We start from the raw sequence: 20,995 nt of genomic DNA, 5'->3' as shown, positions 1-20,995 counted from the left end.
GCCGTCGTCCTTCGCGCCGTCGTCGCCGTCGTCATCGGCGGCTTCCTTCTCGGCGCTGTCGTCTGCGGACTTCTCCGGGGCGTCGTCGGTCGAGTCCTCCGCGGACTTCTCCGGGGCGTCGTCGGTCGAGTCCTCCGCGGTGTCCTCCGCGATGTCGCTCGCGGTGTCCTCCGCCTTGTCGCTCGCGCCGCCCTCGAGGGATTCGCGGATCCCCTCGGCGATCGGGTCGAGCTCCCGGTTGGCGAATCGCACGTACCAGGTGGTGATGGCGAACGTGGACACGAACTGCAGCAGGCCCAGCACGAGGCCGACGTTGATGTTGCCGACCAGCTTGATGCTCATGAAGCCGTGCGCGTAGTCGGCGAGCAGCACGTAGACCAGATACCAGGCCAGGAACAGTGCCGAGACCGGGAAGACGAAGTTGCGCAGTCTGCGTCGCAGGGTGGTGAATTCGGGGCTGCTATGGGCAGCGGCCCAGGTTTCGGCGTCGATACCGGACCCGGACCCGATTTGGTCCGTGGTGCTCACGGTGTCCTCCCACAAGAAAAGGCTCCGTCCCGGGTGCCGCCGGTACGGGAGCCTGCTGAATCAGTTCAACGCGGGAACGCTACGTAGTTCGACCACCGCTGTGAAGCCCCGTTGGGAGTACGCAAGCTAACGATCGAGTGAAGTTATCCGAGGCCAAGCGGACGCGCTGAATTTGCGTCTCACCAGATCGATTTCACCCGTTCAGCCTATTGATTTTCTATTGGTCTAAACCAACAAACACGAAAGGTGATTGCATTCGTCTCGGAATCCACCCAAAAAGTCCAAAGAACGCGACGGATGCTCACGTTCAGCGTTGGTGGCGACCCTCGGTCGGCGCCTGCTCCGCGGCCTCCGCGCTGAGCCGGCCGTCGAAGAAACCGAGCCGATCCGGCGCGTGCAGCCGCAGCATCACCCGGCCCACCCCGGCCGGCACCCGCGCCCGGGTAGCCAAGCTGACCAGTCCGGTCACCGCGAACGCGATCGGCACGGTGACCAGCGCGGGCTGCCTGACCAGCGTCGCGAGCCAGCCCGCCCCGTCCCCGACGAAGTGCGAGCACGCCACCGCGATCAGCACCAGGCAGCAGCCGACCACCATGCCGGTGGCGGCGCCCACCGCGGTGAGCCCGCGCCACCAGATCCCGAGCACCAGCACCGGGCAGAACGTGGAAGCGGCCATCGCGAACGCCAATCCCACGCTGCGCGCGATGTCGTGGTTGTCCGCGGGCAGCGCCAGGAGCGTCGGCACCAGGCAGCCCAGCGCGGCCGCCAGCCGGAAGTCGAGCGTCCGGCCGCGGAGCGCGTCGCGCGAGGACAGCACCCCGGCCACGCTCACCACCAGGCCGGAAGAGGTCGACAGGAACGCGGCGAACGCCCCGGCCGCGGTGATCGCCGCGAGCAGCCCGCCCACCCAGTTGTCCAGCATCGCCTGCGGCAGCAGCAGAACCGCCGCATCGGTCTCGCCGGTGACCAGCAAGTGCGGCACGTACAGCCGGGAAAGCATCCCGAAGATCGTCGGGAACAGGTAGAACGCGCCGAGCAACGCCAGCACGAACAGCGTGGTGCGGCGCGCGCCGGACCCGCTCGGGTTGGTGTAGAAGCGGGCGAGCACGTGCGGCAGGCCCATGGTGCCAAGGAACGTCGCGATCAGCACCGAATACGTTTCGAGCAGCCCGGAAACGCCGTCGCCGTGCGGCCGCAACCAGGTCGCGTTGTCGGCCTCGGCCGCCGCGACGACCGGGACCGCCGCGCCTGCCGGGAACCGCAGATCGGTGCCCGCCGCCATCGAGTACTCGCCGGGCTGCAGGTAGATCGAGCCGGTGCCTTCGGCCGCCCACACCGGCTCGCTGACCCGCAGCTGCACGTCGGTGTCGATGTGCACCGTCGTGTCACGCGGGAAGACCGGCGGCAGCGGCTCGTCGAGCGCCTGGTGCGGCGGCGCGTTGACGAAGACCACGAACAACGCGAACGCGGGCACCGTGATCGCGAACAGCTTCACCCAGTACTGGAAGCCCTGCACCAACGTGACGGCGCGCAGCGCGCCGGTCGCCACGGTCAGCAGCACGATCACCGCGACCGCGAAAACCCCCACCCAGTAGTGCAAGCCGACGATCGCCGCCAGCGTCATCCCGGCGGCCTGCAGCTGCGGCACCAGGTAGAGCCAGCCGATCAGCACCACCAGCGCGGTGCACAGCGTCCGCAACCGCAGCGAACCCAGCCGGGCCTCGGCGAAATCGGGCAGCGTGTACGCGCCGGAGCGACGCATCGGCGCGGCGACGAACAGCGTCAGCGCCAGGTACCCGGCCGCGAAGCCGATCGGGTACCACAGCGCGTCCACCCCGTCCTTGATCACCAGACCCGCGATGCCCAGGAACGACGCCGCCGACAGGTACTCACCGGAGATCGCCACCGCGTTGCGCTCTTCGCGCACCAGCTGCCGCGCCGCGAAGAAGTCGGAGGTGGTGCGCGCCGACCGGGAACCCCAGATCCCGATGCCCAGGGTCGCCGCGACGATCAGCACGATCCCTAGCAGGGACCAGGAATTCGAAACCATCGCACCGCGCCGCCCCTGGTGTGTCGAAATCCGTCGTCGATCATGCGGTCACTGCTCCACCATGTGGATGAAGTCCCGCTCGTGCCGCTCCGCGCTGCGGGTGCACAGGTACCCGATCAGCAGCAGGAACGGGTAGACCAGCACGCCGAGCAGCAGCCACGGCAGCCGGAAGCCGAGCAACTCGAAGTCGCCGATCGACGGGACCGCCCAGAACAGCACCGGCAGCCCGAGCAGCACGACGGCGACCACGCCGGTCAGCACCAGCGCGCTGCGCAGCTGCACCTTCACCAGGTGCCGGACCAGCACCTCGCCGACGCTGGTCTGCTCCTCCAGCTCCATGATGGTGCGCGCGACCTGCCGGGTCCGGCGGTCGGCGAGCACGACGCGCTTGCGGCGCGGGCGGGGCGTCGAATCGCCCAGCCGCGCGCGGATGTCGAAGCCGTGGTCCGGGCTCATCCCGCCGAACCGCGGTTCATTGCTGGCCCCAGCCCTGCCGCGGCGCCCGGACCAGCCGGTCCTTCAGCTCGCGGGTGTGCCGCCTGCTGACCGGCAGCTCCTTCGACGGCCCGCCGCCGAGCACCACCGAGTACCCGGACGACGACATGCGCAGCTCGGTGACCAGCGGCAGCGACACCAGGAACGACCGGTGGATGCGCAGGAAACCGGCCTCCGCCCAGCGTTCTTCCAGCTGCGCCAACGGGATCCGCACCAGGTGCGAGTCCTCGGCGGTGTGCAGCCGGGCGTAGTCGCCCTGCGCCTCGACCCAGCGCACGTCCTTGCGCGGGATCATCCGGGTGGTGCCGGCGAGTTCGACCGGGATGACCTCGTCGTCGTCGGCAGCCGGCGCCTCCAGCGCGCGGGATCCCTTGGCCGCCTGGGCCTTGTTCTTCTCGATGGTGCGCAGCGCGCGATCGACGCGCTCGGCGTTGGCCGGCTTCATGATGTAGTCCAGCGCGCCGACCTCGAACGCCTCCAGCGCGTTCTCCTCGTGCCCGGTGATGAACACCAGGGCAGGCGGATTGCGGAACGCGGTGAGCACCCTGGCCAGCTCCATCCCGCTGAGCCCGGGCATCGACACGTCCGCGAAGACCGCGTCCACAATGGACTCGTCGCCGTCACGCCTGCCGAGCAGCTCGGGATCGTCGCTGCGCAGCAGCCGCAGCGCTTCGGCGGCGTCGAACGCCGTCAACACCCGTCCGACCCGCCCGTTGTTGCCGAGCAGGTACTTCATCTCGTCCAACCCGGCCATCTCGTCATCGACGGCCAGAACGACGAGACCCGCTGGATTCTCTCGTGTACTCACTGCAACGCCATATCCTGCCGCGCCCACGGCGCACTGTCCATGATCGAGTGTCGGCCCCACCCACTGGCGCAGCCTCGTGCCACCCGAGCCGACGAGTGAGGTCAGTCACGCCTGACAACCAAACTAGTTGCTAACGGAGCGCGCTGGACACCAGGGGGTGCGCAGTGCGGAAATCCGCTCAGCGGCACGACTTTTAGCCCGATCAGCCCAAGGTATGCGGCCGAACGAGTGACGACTCCGAAACCATGATCTACGCAGTGCGATCACGCCGATTACCCAGCGTTCGCAAGGGATTCGCCGGAGTGGAGCAGCGCTTCCACCGGATCTCGTGAGCACTTCGGGCCACCGCAGCGACCCGAAGTGTTCACCGACAATTCGCCCGGATCTAGAGCCCGAAGCGGTTCCACATCGCGCGGTGCTCCAGCGCCTCCACTGCGGCGAGCACGGTGTCCGCCCCGCCGCTGCCGCCCAGCCGGACCGAGGACGACATACCGAGCCGGGCCAGCAGCGGCTTCCGCGGCTCCACCGTCAGCAGGTGCGCGTCCGGGAACTTGTCCTTCACGATGCCCCGCAGGGTGCCCAAGCCGTCGACCAGCCCGAGCTCCTCGGCCTTCACGCCGGTCCAGATCTCGCCGGAGAACAGGTCGTCGTCGGCGCCGTCGAGCTTCTCGCCGCGGCGCTTGCGCACCCAGGCGCGGAACTGCTCGTGCAGCTCGTCCTGCAGGCCGCGCAGCCACTGCACGTCCTCGTCCTTCTCCGGGCTGAACGGGTCGAGCCGCACCTTGTGCGTTCCCGCGGTGTGCACCCGGCGCTCCACGCCGAGCTTCTCCAGCAGGCCGGTGAGCCCGAAGCCCGAGCTGACCACGCCGACCGAACCGACCAGCGACGTCGAGTGCGCGTAGATCTCGTCGGCCGCGCAGGCCAGCCAGTAGCCGCCCGAGGCCGCGACGTCCTCGCAGAACGCCAGCACCGGCACCCGCTTCTCCTCGGCCAGGCCCCGGATCCGGTCCGCCACCAGCGCCGACTGGGTCGGCGATCCGCCCGGCGAGTTGATCGACAGCACCACGGCGCTGAGCCGGTCGTGCCCGAACGCGCGCGTCAGCGCGGATTCCACGTTCTGCAGCGAGATCGTCGGCCGGCTCATCGGCGATGCCGTCGGCGTGATGACGCCGTGCAGCTTCACCACGGCGACCACCGGGCCGCGCTCGGCGCGCTCGGCGAGCTTGCCCGGCAGCTTCGCGGACAGCTTCCCGGTCAACATGTCGGTGAACTTCTGCGGCGCCTTGTCGTTCATACCTCGACGTTACCGGCTGAGCTGCGGCCCGGCCGCCAACCCGACGCTCGGCTCGTCGATCGACTGCGGCGGCACCGGCCGCACGCCCGGCGCGAACTTCGGCACCCGCATGATGACCTTCATGCCCGCGCCCTTCTCCGTCTCCACGACCAGCCCGTAGTCGTTGCCGAAGGTGGCCCGCATCCGGTTGTTGATGTTGCCGAGGCCGACGTGCGCGCCGGTCAGGTGCGCGTTGGCCAGCTCCGCGTCGAGCAGCTCCGGATCCATCCCGATGCCGTCGTCGTCCACGCTGATCAGCGCCTCGGTGCCGTTGTCCTCGGCGATCACCGACACCGTGCCGCCGCCGGGCTTGGTCGCCAGGCCGTGCCGGACGGCGTTCTCCACCAGCGGTTGCAGCGCCAGGAACGGCACCACCACCGGCAGCACCTCCGGGGCGATCTTGAGCTGCACGTTCAGCCGGTCCGGGCCGAAGCGGGCGCTCTCCAGCGTGAGGTAGCGGTCGATGTTGCGGATCTCGTCGGCCAGCGTGGTGTAGAGCCCGCTGGTGCGGAACGAGTAGCGGGTGAAGTCGGCGAACTCCTGCAGCAGGTCGCGTGCGTGCTCCGGGTCGGTGCGGATCAGCGAGCCGATGGTGTTCAGCGCGTTGTAGATGAAGTGCGGCGAGATCTGCGCCCGCAACGCCCGCACCTCGGCCTTGGCCAGCCGTTCCTTGGACTCCTGCAGCTCGGCCAGTTCCAGCTGGGTCGACACGTGGTTGGCGACCTCGGCGGCCGCGCGCAGCAGCCGCTTGCGGTCGCCGCCGGCGATGACGGTCAGCGCGCCGCGGTTCTCGCCCTCGACCTCCAGCGGCACCACCACGGCGTGCCGCATCGGGCAGGGCCGGTGGTCGCAGGTCACGTCGCCGTGGTCGAGGAACTCGCGCTTGCCGGTGCGCAGGACCTGCTCGATCTTGGTCCGCAGGTCGGCGTAGTGGTAGTTCGCCTCGCCGTCCCAGCTCAGCAGCGTGCCGTCGGCGTCGACGATGCCGACGGCGACGCACGCCAGCAGCTCGCGCAGGTGCGGCGCGGTCTTGTCGGCGGATTCCTGGGTGAGCCCGGCCCGCAGGTGCGGGGCCGCACTGGTCACCCGGTGCAGCGCCGCCAGCGTGGCGTCCTCCACCGACGTGCTCACCCGGCGCGCCCGGCACAGCAGTACGAACATGCCGAGCACGGCGAGTGCGGCGAGCGTGGTCAGGACCGACCGCTCAGTCAACATCTCGGGCACAACATCAATCTTCACGCCCGCCACGCTTGGAATCAAGGCGGCTACGCTCAGTGCACCGTTTCCATCGGTAAGCGGTACCTTACTATTCCGTTCAGCGGGAACGGTGCGTCCAACCAGCGGCAACGGCCTGTGCACAACCGGCCGATCTGCCCACAGGCTGTGGACAACTACTTCAGCAGACGGGACAACCGGCGGTCCGCGAGCGGCTTGCCACCGGTCTGGCAGGTCGGGCAGTACTGCATCGACCGGTCCGCGAAGGACACCTCCCGGACCGCGTCACCGCACACCGGGCACGGCAATCCGGTGCGCGCGTGCACCCGCATCCCCGACCGCTTCTCCGCCTTCAGCCGCGCCGCGTCCTGCTTCAGCGAACGCGCCACGGCGTCCTGCAGGATCTCCTGCATGCTGCCGTGCAGCCGCTCGACCGCGGCGGCGTCGAGCTTGCCCGCCGTCGCGAACGGCGACAGCTTCGCGGCGTGCAAAATCTCGTCGGAATAGGCGTTGCCGATCCCGGCCAGCGCCGACTGGTCGGTGAGCAACGTCTTGATCCGCTCGGTGCGCCCCGCCAAGACCTCGGTCAGCCCGGCCAGGTCCAGGCCCAGCGCATCCGGACCCAGCTTCGCGATCCCCGGCACCTCCGCCGGCGACGCGACGACCCACGCCGCCAGCTTCTTCTGGGTGCCGGCCTCGGTCAGGTCGAAACCGGCGCCGCCCAGGTGCACCCGCAGCGCGATCGGCCCCCTGCCGGGCTTCGGCGGCGCCGGGGACAGGTTGTCCGACCAGCGCAGCCAGCCGGCCCGCGCCAGGTGGCAGACCAGGTGCAGCCCGCCGCAGTCGAGATCCAGGTACTTGCCATGCCGCACCGCGTCGGTGACGGCACGACCGTGCAGCTCGGTCCACGGCGGGCTCGCCGTCTTCAGCACGCTCATCGACGCGACGTCGACGCGCTCGACGGTCCGGCCCACGGCGTTGTCGCGGAGGTGCTGGGCCAACGCCTCCACCTCGGGAAGTTCCGGCACCGGTCCAGTGTGCAGACAGAACCCGCGAAAAGCAGTTCGTTCGAGAACTCATCCCGCGTGGCGGTGCGGGTGGCGGGACTACTCGACGGGCTGCAGGCTGCCGTTCATGTCCGGCTCGGCGTACAGCTCGATGTGCCGGGACACCGACGAAACCTCCTGGCGCACGTCGACGAAGCCGCGCACTACGCCCACCCAGGTCTCCGGCGGGTTCTCGTCGTGGTCACCCGGGGTGACGGCGGTGACCGTCCACGGGCGCCGCAGCACCCAGCGGACCGGGAAGAACAGCACGGCCGCGATCAGCAGCAAGATCAACCAGCTCGGCACGTACACCTCGTCCGGCGTCCACACCACGAACATCACGACCAGGAACAGGAACACCGCGCCCATCAGGATCGCCGGCGCCGAGCCCCCGTTCACGTCGTGCTCGAACTCGTCCGCCGCGATCGGGTTGGACCACTCCAGGTTCGCCTTGATGGTCCACTCACGGCCGTCGGAACCCCGCACCACCCGGTTCATCGTCGCCTCCCCGCCCACCCGGGCTGGTCGCTTCGGAACATCGTCTCGCCACTCGAATCCCGTCGGTCACCGAGCGTGAAGCAACGGTACCGCGTACGTCATGGGCCCGACGGGTGATAGTCGTCCCCGAACCAGGCCCATTGTCGATCATGAGCGGCGTCCGGCCAACCCCGAACGCGACCGATCAACCGCGGCGCGAACACCCCGCAGCCCGGCGGCCGGACACCGCGGCCGCCTCCTCGTAGGCCTCCCGCAACCCGCGCCGCGCCCGATGCGCCAGCACCGCCGTCGCATTCGGCGTCAGCCCCAGCTGATCGGCCAGGCTGGCGGGCCGATGCCCCTCCACCTCGGTCCGCCACAGGACCTCGCGCCAGCGCGCCGGCAACCGGTGGAACGCGCGGGCCAGCAACTCGCCCTCGGCTTGCACGAACTGGTGATCGCGCTGCCGCGGCGCGTGCTCGCCCAGCTCGTCGGCGTTCATCGGCTCGTCCCGGCGAGCGGCCGCCCACTCCCCCAGCACCCGGCGCACCACCGTGAACAGGTAGGTGCGGATCGCATCCCGCGGCCCGCAGCCGCCCCGAACCGCGCGCAATGTGCGCAAGAACACCTCGGCGACAACGTCGTCGACGTCGATCCCGGGCCGCGGCATGCTCAACGCGAACCGCCGCACCGCAGGCGCATACCGCCGGTACAGATCGCCGTAGGCGAGATCATCGCCCGCCCGCAACCGCGCCAGCAGCACCCGGTCATCCGGCTGCAGACCCCCGGCGACATCCTCACGCATCCCCATGAACTCCCCCCAACGAACAGCCGCGGCGAATACCGCGCGACCAGCGCGATCGCTACCGTGGACCCCCAAGGCCACGGCTGTCACCAGCACCGCACGGGAGGTCGGAGTGGATCTCGACGAAGCCCGCGAAGTGATCGGCAACCAGCACCGCGCCGTGCTCAGCACGCTCCGCGCCGACGGCACACCCCAGATGACACCGGTGCTGACCACCACGGACAGCGCCGGACACGTCACCGTCAGCACTGTCGCTGGCGCCGCCAAAGTGCGCAACCTGCGCCGCGACCCGCGCGCCTGGCTGTGCGTCCTGCCCGACCAGTTCTTCGGCCGCTGGATCCAGGTCGAAGGCACCGTCGAGATCGTCCAGCTCCCGGCCGCCCTCCCCCTCCTGGAGGAGTACTACCGCAGCATCTCCGGCGAACACCAGGACTGGGCCGCCTACCGCCGGGCCATGCAGGAGGAACACCGCGTCCTCCTGCGCATCACCCCGACCCGCGCGACCAGCTCTCCGAGCCGTTGAGGGACCCCCGGTGAACGGACTTGAAACGATGGGCTAAAGTAGTCGTCAACAGCCCAACAGGGCGCTGAATACGCGGATGTAGCGCAGCTGGTAGCGCATCACCTTGCCAAGGTGAGGGTCGCGGGTTCGAGTCCCGTCATCCGCTCGGAGCTGGGAGCCGTGTGTCGACTTCGTTCGACCTCGGCTCCTCGTCATTTCATTGGGGGGATCGAATCCCCCCAAACCCCCTACGGTGCGGTGATCCGGTTTCGCTTGCTCCTTGCGTGGGGTGGCGTTCCCGGCCTGGTCGGGGACCAGCGTCTCTTGCCTTGCTTCGCTGCGGCCGTCTCATCGCAGCCTTCGCATCAGGGGCGCCTTGGCACGGGGGCGCCGTCTTGGGGTCTCTGCAGGCTCGGGAAATCGGGCGGACAGTCCTGATCAGCAAGAAGGACTCGCCGTTCGCGCGGCGGCGCAGCACGGTGTGGAGCATTTCGTCGTTGGCTGGGACCGAGGTTCTGGGTGGCTTCGATGAAAGCGGGCCTCAGCCGTTACCGGCGACCGGCCCTAGACCGGCGTCGAGCGCATCGAGGACCGCTTCGCCGTTCGTCTTCGCCCACTCGGTCAGCACGTGGATCGGTTCGATCAGTGTCACCCCGAGCGGGGTGAGCTCGTACTCGACGCGGGGCGGCGCCTCGGCGTAGGCGTGGCGGCGGACGAGTCCGTGCGACTCGAGCCGACGCAGCGTCTGGGTGAGCACCTTGCGAGAGATGCCGCCGCCGATCAGCTCGACCAACTCGCCATGGCGTACCGGGCCTTTGCTGAGGCCGGAGAGCGCGACCACCGTCCACTTGTCGGCGATCAGTTCGACCGCCAGACGCGCCGGGCAGTCGGCGAGAAAGGAACCACCGGGACCGAACTCGCTCATGGCGCCGAAGGGTACCTGCTGGTTCCTATCGGAAGCCTAATCTCGGGTTCTCCCACCCAGAACCAGGAGAGTCATGCGAGTCATCACCCAGCAGACGTTCGGAGGTCCCGAGGTGCTCACCATCGTGGACGCACCCGAGCCCCGACCACTTCCGACCGAGGTCCTGGTCCGCATCAAAGCGATCGGGCTGAACCCGCTGGAGGCGCGTCTGCGCGCCGGCGAATTCCCGCTGCTCGGCCAGCCGCCGTTCATTCTCGGCTGGGACATCAGCGGTGTGGTCGAGGCGGCGCAGACGTGGCGGTTGCGGCCCGGCGACGAGGTGTTCGGGATGCCGCTGTTCCCGCGGGCGGCCAACGCGTACGCCGAGTTCGTGTCGGCGCCGGCGTTGCACCTGGCTCGCAAGCCGGCGTCGCTCTCGCACGTCGAGGCTTCGGCGTTGCCGGTCGTCGGGCTGACGGCGTGGCAAGGCCTCGTCGACATCGGCGGTGTGACCGAGGGCGACCGCGTCCTGGTCCACGGCGGTGGTGGTGGGGTCGGCCACGTCGCGATTCAGATCGCGAAATCGCTCGGCGCGCACGTGATCGCGACCGCCAGCGGGAGCAAGCGGGAGTTCGTCGAGGGGTTCGGCGCCGACGAGGTGATCGACTACACGGCGGTCGACTTCACGGAGGCGGTCAGCGACATCGATGTGGTGCTCGACACGCTCGGCGGCGACACCGTCGAGCGCTCGCTCGACGTGCTCCGCCCCGGAGGTCACCTGGTAACAGCGGTCGCCGAGGAGGATTCGGAGCTCGCCGCCAAGTACGAGGCGGCAGGCATGCGCTTCAGCGGCATCGCGGTCGACCCCGATCCGGTCGCCCTGCGCCGTCTCATCGAACTCGTCGAGCAGGGCAGGCTCCGGGTCCACGTGCACGAGACGTTCCCGTTCGAGCGCGTCGCCGACGCGCACCGGCTGCTTGAGGGCGGACACCTCCGGGGCAAGCTCGTCCTCACCGTCTGATCCCCAGTGCGTTTGGCCCGCAGTCGTCCGGATCGCCTGGTCGGACAGGGGCACAACCCAATCCAGATCCGCCTGATCTTCCCGGGTACTGCGGAGATTTGGGGCTTCTTTCAGGTTTCGAGGCGGAATCCTATTTTCAGGGTTACCTGGTAGTGGGCCAGTTCGTTGTTCTCCACGTGGCCTCTCACGTTCGTCACCTCGAACCAGTCCACGTTTCTCAGCGTTTGTGATGCTCTTTTCACCGCTTTTCTTATTGCGTCGTCCACTCCCTCTTCCGAGGAGCCCACTACTTCGGTTACTCGGTACACGTGGTCTGTCATGGGTCGATGGTTGGGGTCGTCGCTGTCGTTCGCAAGCCGATGTTGTCCTGGGTCGGTCGGCCTCCGGCCGTGTCGGTGGTGACGTGCTGGTTCGCCGGCCTTCGGCCGTGGGGTGGGTTTCCCGGTCTTCTCCCCGGGGTTTGTTCTGGGTTTTGGTTGTCCGGGTTGGGTTTTCGGGTTTTTCGTTCGGCAAGCAGCTGAATGGACCTTTTTGGGGTGGAGGGTGGGGGTCATCATGGGTTCGTCGGTTTTGGTGGGAGGAAGGTCGTTGCGATGGCGGAGGAACCACCTGCGCCTTTCACCCCTGCTGGCGAGGAGGCCGCCGCTCGGGCGGTGCTCAGCTCGCCCACCTGGGCTTTCGTCTTCGGGGCCGCCGGGGCTGAAGAGACCTCGAAGGTCGCCAACCGGCGGGCTTGGGACAGCGTCTTCCTCGAACACCGGTTGCCCTCCGACGTTTCTCGTCGGTCCAGCGGTTCGGCCGTGTTCGGGGTTGCTTCGGAGGCTCCGATCGCCGTTGCTCCGATGGGGATTCCCGCTCAGGTTTGGCCGCACGGGGATCTGGAGATCGCCGCCGCTTGCGCCGAGGCCGGGATTCCCGTCGCCGTGTCGACCATGGCTTCCGCCCGGATCGAGGACATCGCCAAGTCCGGGGCCCGCTGCGCTTTTCAGCTCTACTGGTTGCGAGACGCCGTCCTGCGGCGGCAGTTGGTCGCGCGCGCCGAGGACGCCGGGTGCGTTGCGCTGCTGATCACCGTGGACGCGCCTGTTCGGCGGGGCTCAGAGCGGGAGCGGCTCGCCGGCTACCGGCCCGGGGTCGACGTCGAAACCGTCATGGCCGGTAGCGCCGAGATCGATCCCTCGCTGAGCTGGCCGGACATCGAAGAGCTCATCGCTTCGACGCGGTTGCCCGTGTACGTCAAGGGAATCCTGTCGCCCGAGGGCGCTCAGCGGGCCCAGGCCGCCGGCGCGGCCGGGGTGGTGGTGTCCAACCACGGCGGGCGGCAGCTGGAGTGCGCGCTGCCGACCGCGTTGGCCCTGCCGCGCGTGAACCGCGCGCTGCACGCGACCGACCGCGGCTTCGACGTGGTCGTCGACAGCGGCATCACGACCGGCGCCGATGTGGTCCGGGCGCTGGCACTGGGCGCGTCGTCGGTGCTGATCGGGCGCCAGGTGCTCTACGGCCTGGCCCGCGGCGGAATGCAAGGAGTCCTGAGCGTCCTGCGCCGGATAACGGCGGAGTTCTCCCAATCCTTGATGATGACGGGCTGCGCGACCCCGGCCGAGGCCGCCAACCTCCACCCGCACGTCCTCGACGCCTGATCCGAGTTCGTGACGGCGTTCCGGACCTGCGCGGGTTCTCGCTGGTCCGGAACTCGTCGGCCCCGATCAGCTCTCGGTCGGGACGTTGAGGCCGACCGGGCAGGAGACTCCCGTGCCTCCCAGGCCGCAGTAGCCGTTGGGGTTCTTCGCGTCGCTCAGGTACTGCTGGTGGTAGGTCTCCGCGTAGTAGAAGTCCTTGAGCGGGGCGATTTCCGTGGTGATCTCGCCGAGGCCCGCCGCCGTCAGGGCCGCCTGGAACGCCGCCGCGCTGGCTTCTGCTTCCGCCTTCTGGGCCTCGTCCGCGTAGTAGATCGCCGAGCGGTACTGGGTGCCGATGTCGTTGCCCTGGCGCATGCCCTGCGTCGGGTCGTGGTTCTCCCAGAAGACCTTCAGGACCTGCTGGTAGCTGATGGCCGCCGGGTCGAACACCACCAGGACCGCCTCGGTGTGGCCGGTCAGTCCCGAGCACACCTCTTCGTACGTCGGGTTGGGCGTGAAGCCGCCGGCGTAGCCGACCGCCGTCGACCACACGCCGTCGGTGCGCCAGAAGGCTCGCTCCGCGCCCCAGAAGCAGCCCATGCCGACCACCGCGGTGGCGTAGCCCTCCGGGAACGGCGGCACGATCCGGCGGTCCGGGAACACCGCGTGCTCCGCCGCCACCGGGAGCGGGGTGGACCGGCCCGGCAGGGCCTCGGCCGGGTCGATCAGCCTGGTCTTGTCACCGAAAAGCGCCATGCCTCCGAGGGTACGCGGTGCTCACTGACCGTCCTGCCGCTTGGGATACGGCCGGACCGGCCGGGTTTCCTCCGCCGGGGCTGGCGGCGGCTCGGGGCGGGCATGGCGGCCGCCGGCGCGGCGGACCGGCGGCCGGGCCGGTGGCGGCCCGGAGTCCAGATCCCCGGACAACCGCTTGGCCAGCACCGATTCGTCCGGCGGCGGCGCGGGCAGGCGGGCCGGCCGTTGCTCCGCCGAGCGACGGGTGCGCGCGGGCGGCAGCGGGGCGCCGTTCATCGGCAGGCCGTTGAGCCGGGCGCGTGGCGGGCCGTCCGGTCGGGGTGCGGATGCGCCGTCCGGTCGGGGTTGGCCGTCCGGTCTGGGCGCGCCGTCGATCCGCGTGCCGCTCGGCGGAGTGCCGGGGCGCGGCCTGTCGACGCCGTTCGGAGCGCCTCCCGGGCGCTGGGCGTCGCTCGGCGGTCCGGCTGGGCGCGGGGTGCCGCTGCCCGGACGTGCGGCATCGCCCGGGGATCCGACGGGGCGCGGAGTGCCGCCGGGCGGGGTGCTCGGCCGCGAGGCGCCGCTCGCGGGCCGGCCTCCCGGGCGGCCGGGGCGGGCGCGGGGCGGCTCCGGGCCGGGCACCGGTGGGCGCGGCAGCGGGCGGCGCTTCGTCGTCGCCTCGTGCGCGGGCGTGACCGCCTCCGGCTCCTCCGGTTCCAGGTCGTCCAGGTCGTCGAGGTCTTCCGGGTCCTCCTCGACCTCGTCGAGGTCTTCGAGATCGTCCTCGACCGGCTCGGGTTCCTCCTTCTTCGGCGCCGGGGTGAAGTAGTGGCGCAGCTTCAGCGTCGGCTCTTCGACGAACTTCCAGGACAGCGTGCCGATGAAGTAGGCCAGCGGGGCGGCGCAGATCAGCATCAGCCACTGGTTGTGGATCCCGGCCATCGCCAGCAGCTGCTGGATCGGGAATCCCCACACGTACACGCCGTAGCTGCCGTTGACCCACACCCCCGGCACCGTCAGCCGCGACGGCCAGAAGTGCCCGGCCACGACCACCGCGTAGCTGACCGCGAAGGTCATCCAGAACGAGCCGGTGATGCTGTTGGGCATCAGCACCAGCACCGCCAGCCCGGCACCGGCCGCCAACGGCGACAGCGGGATCCGGTACAGGTTGAGCAGCACGCCGAAGGCGAACGCGACCAGGAACGCCACCAGCGACTCGACCGGCACGCTGAAGAACGAGCCCGCCGACTCCGAACCCGGCAGCTGCTCCAGGTGCCGGTCCCACGCGACCAGCCCGATCAGCGCCACCGCCATCACCCAGCGGTAGCGGTGCTTCGCGGCGCCGACCAGCAGCAGCGCGTAGAGGCCCGCGTAGGCGATCAGCTCCATCGGCAGCGTCCACAGCGACCCGTTGACCGCGTTCGGCCACGGGTTGTCCACGAACACGCCCGGCAGCTCGTGCTTCAGCGTGAGCAGGCCTGCGTTGTTGACGACGTAACCCCAGGTGCCGTTGGCCGCGAAGTACTCGCCGACGGACAGGGTCGTGATCATCGGGCCGACGATCAGCGCCATGGCGAACGAGACCGTGAGCATGGGCGGCCACAGGCGCAGGACCCGCTTCGCGGCGAACCTGCCCGGATGGGGGTCCCGGACCCAACTCTCCGTGATCTGGAACCCGCTCATCGCGAAGAAGCCCATGAGGACGCCCTCGTCGGGCTGCAACGGCCAGTCCGACGGGAAGAGGTCGCCCGTTCCGGCCAGCGGTGAACTGTGCCCGTAGATCACCACGAGCGCGCCGATCATGCGGATCCAGGCGAACCCGTGGTGCGGCTCGGCGAACCACTCGGGGCGAGCGTGGACGACCCGCGCGTCATCCACCCAGATCACCCCATCAAGTCATGTCCCCGGCCGCCGAAGTCAACGCTGCGTAGCCTAGCCCGCGACCTGAGGGTTGTGGACCCATTACCTCTTCGCGACCCGGTCGGGCCAGACCACGCCTCGGATCGTTATCCGGCCGGTGCCCCGCGTTCCCCCTTGCGGGTGCCAGAATGGCGGTCGATCGCAATGGGGGCGTTCGAGCGAATTCTGGGAAAGGGCGCATCGGTGACCTGGCAAGACGAGCTGCAAAATCTCGACGCCGAACTCGCGGCGGGGCGGATCTCCGCCGAGGAGTACCGCCAGCGGCGCGACGCCGTGCTAGGTCGGGCCCAGAACGGGCAGGGCGGACCCTCGTCAGGCGGATTCCCGCAGCAGGACCCGTCCTCCGGCGGATTCCCCCAGCAGCAGCCGCAGGCCGGACCGCAGTCCGGGGGCTTCCCCCAGCAGACGGGACCGTCCTCCGGCGGATTCCCCCAGCAGGACCCGCAGGCCGGACCGCAGTCCGGCGGATTCCCCCAGCAGGCGGGGCCGTCCTCGGGTGGGTTCCCGCAGCAGCCGCAACAGCAGCAGTCCAGCCCGTTCCCCCCGGCGTTCAGCTGGGGAGACGCCGCCCAGTCCGCTTCTCAGCAGCAGCAACAGCCGCCGCAGCAGCAGGGCGGGGCGCCGAGTGAGGCCACGCAGGTCGTGCCCAACCCGCTCGCGCAGCAGCAGGCCCAGCAACAGCAGGCTCAGCAGCAGGCGCAGCCGCAGCAGCCTCAGCAGCAGGCGCCGCCGCAGTCTGACTCCGAGAGCACCCAGGTGGTCAGCCTCAGCCAGCAGCCGCAGTGGGGTCCGCCGCAGCCGCAGTGGGGCCCGCAGCAGGGCTGGGGTCCCGTCGAGAGCACCGGTACGCCGTGGGGCGACGACCTGCCGGGGACGCCGGAGCACGGCGACGCGTCGTGGATGCGGCAGGGCCCCGAGGTGTTCGAGACGGCGAGCAAGCCCGGCAAGGGCAAGCTGATCGCCGGGCTGTCCATCGGCGGTGTGCTGCTGGTCGGCCTGGTCGTCGCCGGGATCTTCTACTTCACCTCCGGCGGCGGGACCACGCCGACCGAGACGACCGCCGCTCCGCCGCCACCGCCCCCGGTGCAGACCCAGGAGCTGCCCGCGCCGCCGCCGGCGCACCCGAATCCCCCGGCCAGCCCGCAGGAGGTGCTGGTCGCCGCGCCCGGCCCGGCGCACCCGTGGTCCGGGCCGCTCGACCTGCCGAGCCTGCAGGGCGCCAAGGCCGGTCTGCTGCAGCCGAAGGCGGTGCTCGACTCCGCGATCCAGCGCGGGCTGATCGACGGCTGGTTCAACGGCGCCGAGGGCACCCCGAGGACGACGATGCTCGCGCTGCAGCTGCCCGACGCGAACGCCGCCGAGCAGGTGGTGGACCAGTACCTGAGCGCCCAGCAGGGTCTGTCCGAAGTGGACGACCTGTCGTACCAGGGCGTCAAGGTGGTGAACGCCGGCGGCGTCTACCGCACCGCCTACGTCGCGCACAACTGGGCGATCATCATCGACGTCACCGGCCCGTCGGACCAGAAGTCGGCGGTCCAGCAGTCCTTCAAGTCGACCCTCGACCAGCAGGTCAACCACCTGCCCCCGACGGTCCGCGACTGACCTTTCACTGTTTCAGGCTCGTTTTGCGGAGCGGTGCGGGTGGCGGAACCTCAGAGGCCTTTCTCGCTGTGGGGTCCCCGATTTATGTATGACCAATACGCGGCATCGGGGCTGTCCTCGCGAGAAAGACCTCTGAGAACCCGCGGCGGTGCAAGTTGCGTACGTGGGCTAAGCGGCTGCGCCGCTTCAAAACAAAAGCCCGCTCTCCCGCACCCAACCACATCGAAACTGCGGACCGTCGGCGTGTCGCACCTCGACACGCCGACACCTGTGGACAACTCCCGCAATTTCAATGGAAATCGAACCTCTGATTTCCATTGAAATTGCGGGGGTTCGGTGTGTCTGGGCCCGGCACACCGGGGTGTGCCGGGTCCAGCCCCGTCGGGTCAGGCCTCGTAGTCGGTGGTGTCGAGGAGGCCTTCGAGGGCCGCGCGGGAGACGTCCGGGCCGAACTGGGCCGCGATGCCCTTCTTGCCCGCCTCCGACATCCGCCGCCAGGCGTCGTCGTCGGTGAGCAGCCGGACCGCCGCCTCCGCGAGCCCCGCCGCGTCGTCGGCGACCAGCACGTCCTCGCCGTTCGTCAGGTGCATGCCCTCGGTCGCCACCGACGTGCCGACCACCGGCACCCCGAGGCTGAGGCTCTCGCCGACCTTGCCCTTGACGCCGGCGCCGAACCGCAGCGGCGCGAGGGTCACGCGGCTCGCCGCGTACTGCGGCTCCAGCTCCGCGACCCAGCCGTGCACCTGCACGCCGCGCCCGGCCAGCTCGCGGACCTCGTCGGTCGGGTTGCTGCCGACGACGTGCAGCACCGCGTCCGGGCACTTCTCCCGCACCAGCGGCATGATCTCGGACGCCGCCCAGCGCACCGCGTCGATGTTCGGCGGGTGGTCGAAGCTGCCGACGAACAGCAGGTCCTTGCGCCCCTCCGGCTTCGCCTGGCTCCAGTCGACCTCGTGCACGTTGGACAGCACCCGAACGTCGGCGTCCGGCACCAGCTCGCGCAGCAGCACCTGCTCCGCCTCGGACACCACCAGCGTGACGTCGCAGGAGCGGGTCAGCCCGAGCTCCATCTGCCGCGACGCGAAGGCCTTGCGCCGCAACGCTTCCGCCCGCGCCGCATCGCCCTGCTGCTCGGCGACCTCGGCCTGCCGTTCCAACCGGAGGAAGTGCACATCGACGGTGTCGTAGGCGATCACGGCCTGCGGCGCGCAGGTGCGCAGCTCTTCGACGAGGCTCCACGCGACCTGCGGGCGGGACAGCAGGGCCAGCGAGATCTCCGAGCCCGCCTCGTGCAGGAACGCCTGCTGCAGCTCGGGTTCCGGCAGCACCGTGACGCCGAGCTGCTGCAGCTGCGTGGTGTAGGGCTCCAGGCGCGCGTGGTTGCCGGGGAAGAACACCACCCGGCAGCCGAGCTGGACGAACTGCTCCAGCACCCGGCGGATCCGCACCGAGCCGGAGTCGAAGTCCGGGCGCGGCACCTGGTGGTCCTTGACCAGCACGATCGGCCCGTGGTGGCCGCGGGTGCCGCGCTGCCGGGCGAGCCAGAGGTTGCGCGGCGAGGCTTCCGGCAGGTGTTCGGCGGCGAGCGTGTCGGCCCACTTCTCCACGAACACCTTGCGGTTGAGCTCCTGGTGCTTCTTCACGCCGGTGCTGAGGTCGGTGCCGTTGGACACGCCCTCGTGGTGCACGACGACGGCCTTCGGCTGCACCACGGTGCGGTAGCCGGCCGCGCGCACCGCGAACGCCAGGTCGGTGTCCTCGTAGTAGGCGGGCGCGTACCGGGTGTCGAAGCCGCCGACCTGCCGGAACACGTCGGTGCGGACCAGGATCGCCGCGCCGGAGCAGTAGTCGACGTCGCGCACGACGTCGAACTCGGCGCCGCCGTTGGTGGTGTTGCGGCCGTAGTTCCAGCCGTTGCCGTCGGCCCACACGATGCCGCCGCACTCCTGCAGCCGGCCGTCCGGGTAGACCAGCTTGGCGCCGACCAGCCCGATGCGTTCGTCGCCGCGGATGGTGTCCATCAGGATGTCCAGCCAGGACTCCGTGACCTCGGCGTCGTTGTTCAGGAAGAACAGGTACTCGCCGCGCGCGTGCTCGGCGCCGAGGTTGCAGGCGCCGATGAATCCGAGGTTCCGCTCGGCGCGCACCAGCCGGACACCCTCGCAGGCGGCGAGCTTCTCGGCGCTGTCGTCCGGCGAAGCGTCGTCGACGACGATCACCTCGAACGGCACGGACACCAGGTGCCCGCCGAGGAACCGCAGGCACTGCCGGGTGTAGGGCCACTTGCCGTGCACCGGCACGATCACGCTGACCAGCGGTTTGTCGCTGTGCGGCACCGGTAGCGGCCCGGTCTCGACGACGTCGTCGGACTGCGGCACGCCAGGCTTGCGCCCGAGCGCGATCTCGTACGCATCGCGCCGCGCGGTGCCGCGCGGCGCTACGCGCTCGATGACCTTCCGGTACTTCGTCACCGCGCGCTGCACCAGCGCGGAGTTCTGCGCCGCGAGCTCCGCGTTCGCGGCACCGAGCTCCGCCGCTTGCCGCTCGGCGTCCGCTGCGCGTCCTTCGAGCCGCGCGACGGTGTCGCGCAGCCACTCGATGCGCGCCGCGTCGCGCTCCGCGCTCTGCTGGCTCTCCTGCAGCTCGCCGCCGATGCGATCCAGCTCGGCTCGCAGCTGCGCCTGCTCGCGGACGCCCTGGTCGGCGCGCCGCTCTTCCTTCTTGCGCAGCTCTTCGAGCCGCGTAATGGAGTTCTTGAGCTCTTCGGCCTCAGCGCGGTTGCGCTGGTAGAGCTCGTTGAGCTTGGCGACGTCCGCGACCGCCACGTCGCGTTGTTCGATGATCGGCGCGACGTCGCCGCCGCGGCGGATCAGGGTGAGGTCGGCGTCGGTCAGCAGCGCCGCGGCGGGCAGTTTCGGCAGGTGCTTGTCGGAGGCGATGCCGAGCAGGTAGGTGTGCGGCACGCCCTGCCGGACCGACCACTCGCCGTCGCGGCCCTGGATGGTCTGCAGCCGGACGCCCTCGATCGCGGTGTCCGGGTCGCCGTGGTCGGCGGGGGTGAGCAGCGATCCGACGGTGACGTTCTGCTTCAGCACCGCCACGTGCCGGAACGCGTCCTCCAGCAGCTTCTCGTACTGGTCCGCAGTGAGTTCCTTGACGTGGTACGGGTTTTCGTTGCCGTGCTCGTGCGAGTAGACCGCCGTGTCCGGGGTGCTGCTCAGGAACAGTCCACCTTGGACGAGCCGGGACCTGACCAGGGCCAGCACCGCGTCGTGGTCTTCGACGTGCTCGATCGCCTCGAAGCAGACGATCACGTCGAAGGGCTTGGCGTCGGCGAGCAGCTCGGGGTCGGTGATCGAGCCGACCTCGAAGCCGACGTCGCGGCCGCCGTAGTTGTGCCGGGCGTGCTCGACCGTCGCCGGGTCGACGTCCACGCCGACCACCTCGGCGCCTTCGGCGGCCAGCAGCGCCGCGCCGTAGCCCTCGCCGCAGGCGAGGTCGAGCACCCGCTTGCCGCGCACGAAGCGGGCCGCGAGGGCGTAGCGGTGGTAGTGCTCGTAGATGACTTGGACGTCATCGGTCCACGGCACGCAGCGCTCGCCGGTCCAGTCGATCAGCCGCTTGTCCATCCGGTCCCTTACGACGTGATTGAGTCCCACAGCAGGCTAGCGCCCCGATCGGGTAACTCGTCGCCGGTTCGGTCATCGCGGCGCATCCGGCAGTTTCAATGAGGTTTTCCAACCTCGTTCTGCGTGGCGGTGCGGGTAGCGGAACCTCAGAGGCTCCCTGGACTGTGGGGGCCCCTCCTGATGTATGCCCAAATACACGGCAGAGGGGCCGTCCTCGCCGAGGGAACCCCGGAGGGGTGGGCACCGTGAACCCGCGGCGGTGCAGGTGTCGTAGGTGGGCTATGCGCCTGCGGCGCATGCGACACC

17 protein-coding genes, 1 tRNA gene and 1 pseudogene are annotated in these 20,995 nt (G+C 69.9%); 5 read left to right on the top strand and 14 right to left on the bottom strand.

The genetic code is table 11. The features are described from left to right. Positions 1-183: 183 nt before the first annotated feature. The 9 genes and pseudogenes from AC07FN_RS37315 to AC07FN_RS37275 form a co-directional block, all read right to left on the bottom strand. Positions 184-510: pseudogene (locus AC07FN_RS37315) on the bottom strand (DUF485 domain-containing protein); the annotation flags it as partial. Positions 511-835: 325 nt separating this feature from the next. Continuing rightward, on the bottom strand, positions 836-2,578 hold the full coding sequence (locus AC07FN_RS37310) for a sodium/solute symporter (RefSeq protein ID WP_478399881.1): 1,743 nt from the start codon (positions 2,576-2,578) through the stop codon (positions 836-838). A 48-nt stretch (positions 2,579-2,626) separates the two neighbouring features. Further along, entirely contained in the window at positions 2,627-3,034 is a 408-nt protein-coding gene (locus tag AC07FN_RS37305) for a hypothetical protein (RefSeq protein ID WP_478399880.1), read from the bottom strand. Between the two features lie 16 nt (positions 3,035-3,050). Next, positions 3,051-3,827 carry a LytR/AlgR family response regulator transcription factor gene (locus AC07FN_RS37300; RefSeq protein WP_452613706.1) on the bottom strand — a complete coding sequence of 259 codons (777 nt, stop codon included), beginning with the start codon at positions 3,825-3,827 and terminating at the stop codon, positions 3,051-3,053. Between the two features lie 439 nt (positions 3,828-4,266). Beyond that, positions 4,267-5,175, bottom strand: coding sequence for a S49 family peptidase (locus tag AC07FN_RS37295; RefSeq protein ID WP_478399879.1), 909 nt, complete (start codon positions 5,173-5,175; stop codon positions 4,267-4,269). Positions 5,176-5,184: 9 nt separating this feature from the next. Further along, positions 5,185-6,447: a GAF domain-containing sensor histidine kinase gene (locus AC07FN_RS37290; RefSeq protein WP_452613705.1), complete on the bottom strand. Its 1,263-nt coding sequence runs from the start codon at positions 6,445-6,447 to the stop codon at positions 5,185-5,187. Positions 6,448-6,605: 158 nt separating this feature from the next. Then, positions 6,606-7,457: an Fpg/Nei family DNA glycosylase gene (locus AC07FN_RS37285; protein WP_452613466.1), complete on the bottom strand. Its 852-nt coding sequence runs from the start codon at positions 7,455-7,457 to the stop codon at positions 6,606-6,608. Between the two features lie 78 nt (positions 7,458-7,535). After that, entirely contained in the window at positions 7,536-7,973 is a 438-nt protein-coding gene (locus AC07FN_RS37280; protein WP_478399878.1) for a DUF983 domain-containing protein, read from the bottom strand. Between the two features lie 184 nt (positions 7,974-8,157). Further along, entirely contained in the window at positions 8,158-8,757 is a 600-nt protein-coding gene (locus tag AC07FN_RS37275; RefSeq protein ID WP_358568027.1) for an RNA polymerase sigma factor, read from the bottom strand. A gap of 112 nt (positions 8,758-8,869) precedes the next feature. On the opposite strand from AC07FN_RS37275, the gene AC07FN_RS37270 reads away from it, so the two are divergent. Together AC07FN_RS37270 and AC07FN_RS37265 are read left to right on the top strand one after the other, a co-directional pair. Then, positions 8,870-9,280: a PPOX class F420-dependent oxidoreductase gene (locus AC07FN_RS37270; protein ID WP_478399877.1), complete on the top strand. Its 411-nt coding sequence runs from the start codon at positions 8,870-8,872 to the stop codon at positions 9,278-9,280. Between the two features lie 72 nt (positions 9,281-9,352). Then, positions 9,353-9,425, top strand: a tRNA-Gly gene (locus AC07FN_RS37265). A gap of 375 nt (positions 9,426-9,800) precedes the next feature. On the opposite strand, the gene AC07FN_RS37260 is transcribed toward AC07FN_RS37265, so the two are convergent. Continuing rightward, positions 9,801-10,184, bottom strand: coding sequence for a winged helix-turn-helix transcriptional regulator (locus AC07FN_RS37260; protein ID WP_478399876.1), 384 nt, complete (start codon positions 10,182-10,184; stop codon positions 9,801-9,803). 73 nt (positions 10,185-10,257) lie between these two features. Here AC07FN_RS37260 and AC07FN_RS37255 point away from each other — a divergent pair, with 73 nt between their 5' ends. Further along, a complete protein-coding gene (locus AC07FN_RS37255; RefSeq protein ID WP_478399875.1) occupies positions 10,258-11,184 on the top strand; it encodes an NADP-dependent oxidoreductase in 927 nt (308 codons plus the stop codon). Positions 11,185-11,294: 110 nt separating this feature from the next. On the opposite strand, the gene AC07FN_RS37250 is transcribed toward AC07FN_RS37255, so the two are convergent. After that, positions 11,295-11,504, bottom strand: coding sequence for a dodecin (locus tag AC07FN_RS37250; RefSeq protein ID WP_478399874.1), 210 nt, complete (start codon positions 11,502-11,504; stop codon positions 11,295-11,297). Between the two features lie 273 nt (positions 11,505-11,777). Between AC07FN_RS37250 and AC07FN_RS37245 the strand changes: the two genes are divergently transcribed. Then, positions 11,778-12,824, top strand: coding sequence for an alpha-hydroxy acid oxidase (locus AC07FN_RS37245; RefSeq protein ID WP_478399873.1), 1,047 nt, complete (start codon positions 11,778-11,780; stop codon positions 12,822-12,824). Positions 12,825-12,890: 66 nt separating this feature from the next. Here AC07FN_RS37245 and msrA read toward each other — a convergent pair whose 3' ends face one another. Together msrA and AC07FN_RS37235 are read right to left on the bottom strand one after the other, a co-directional pair. Continuing rightward, positions 12,891-13,559 carry a peptide-methionine (S)-S-oxide reductase MsrA gene (msrA, locus tag AC07FN_RS37240; RefSeq protein ID WP_478399872.1) on the bottom strand — a complete coding sequence of 223 codons (669 nt, stop codon included), beginning with the start codon at positions 13,557-13,559 and terminating at the stop codon, positions 12,891-12,893. A 21-nt stretch (positions 13,560-13,580) separates the two neighbouring features. Beyond that, complete coding sequence (locus AC07FN_RS37235) at positions 13,581-15,416, bottom strand: acyltransferase family protein (RefSeq protein WP_478399871.1); 1,836 nt, start codon at positions 15,414-15,416, stop codon at positions 13,581-13,583. 225 nt (positions 15,417-15,641) lie between these two features. Here AC07FN_RS37235 and AC07FN_RS37230 point away from each other — a divergent pair, with 225 nt between their 5' ends. Further along, complete coding sequence (locus AC07FN_RS37230; protein WP_478399870.1) at positions 15,642-17,060, top strand: hypothetical protein; 1,419 nt, start codon at positions 15,642-15,644, stop codon at positions 17,058-17,060. Between the two features lie 386 nt (positions 17,061-17,446). On the opposite strand, the gene AC07FN_RS37225 is transcribed toward AC07FN_RS37230, so the two are convergent. Then, on the bottom strand, positions 17,447-20,689 hold the full coding sequence (locus tag AC07FN_RS37225) for a glycosyltransferase (protein WP_478399869.1): 3,243 nt from the start codon (positions 20,687-20,689) through the stop codon (positions 17,447-17,449). Positions 20,690-20,995: the final 306 nt, after the last annotated feature.

Source organism: Saccharopolyspora sp. NPDC045941 (genome assembly GCF_056431445.1).
The sequence above is the reverse complement of the archived record's forward strand: the minus strand, read 5'-3'. Positions and strand labels throughout refer to the sequence as shown.

Excerpts from the sequence above, each read along its gene's own strand:
- AC07FN_RS37310 (WP_478399881.1), bottom strand. The coding sequence starts at position 2,578 with ATGGTTTCGAATTCCTGGTCCCTGCTAGGGATCGTGCTGATCGTCGCG.
- AC07FN_RS37305 (WP_478399880.1), bottom strand. The coding sequence starts at position 3,034 with ATGAGCCCGGACCACGGCTTCGACATCCGCGCGCGGCTGGGCGATTCG.
- AC07FN_RS37300 (WP_452613706.1), bottom strand. The coding sequence starts at position 3,827 with ATGGCCGGGTTGGACGAGATGAAGTACCTGCTCGGCAACAACGGGCGG.
- AC07FN_RS37295 (WP_478399879.1), bottom strand. The coding sequence starts at position 5,175 with ATGAACGACAAGGCGCCGCAGAAGTTCACCGACATGTTGACCGGGAAG.
- AC07FN_RS37280 (WP_478399878.1), bottom strand. The coding sequence starts at position 7,973 with ATGAACCGGGTGGTGCGGGGTTCCGACGGCCGTGAGTGGACCATCAAG.
- AC07FN_RS37275 (WP_358568027.1), bottom strand. The coding sequence starts at position 8,757 with ATGCGTGAGGATGTCGCCGGGGGTCTGCAGCCGGATGACCGGGTGCTG.
- AC07FN_RS37260 (WP_478399876.1), bottom strand. The coding sequence starts at position 10,184 with ATGAGCGAGTTCGGTCCCGGTGGTTCCTTTCTCGCCGACTGCCCGGCG.
- AC07FN_RS37255 (WP_478399875.1), top strand. The coding sequence starts at position 10,258 with ATGCGAGTCATCACCCAGCAGACGTTCGGAGGTCCCGAGGTGCTCACC.
- AC07FN_RS37250 (WP_478399874.1), bottom strand. The coding sequence starts at position 11,504 with ATGACAGACCACGTGTACCGAGTAACCGAAGTAGTGGGCTCCTCGGAA.
- AC07FN_RS37245 (WP_478399873.1), top strand. The coding sequence starts at position 11,778 with ATGGCGGAGGAACCACCTGCGCCTTTCACCCCTGCTGGCGAGGAGGCC.
- msrA (WP_478399872.1), bottom strand. The coding sequence starts at position 13,559 with ATGGCGCTTTTCGGTGACAAGACCAGGCTGATCGACCCGGCCGAGGCC.
- AC07FN_RS37225 (WP_478399869.1), bottom strand. The coding sequence starts at position 20,689 with ATGGACAAGCGGCTGATCGACTGGACCGGCGAGCGCTGCGTGCCGTGG.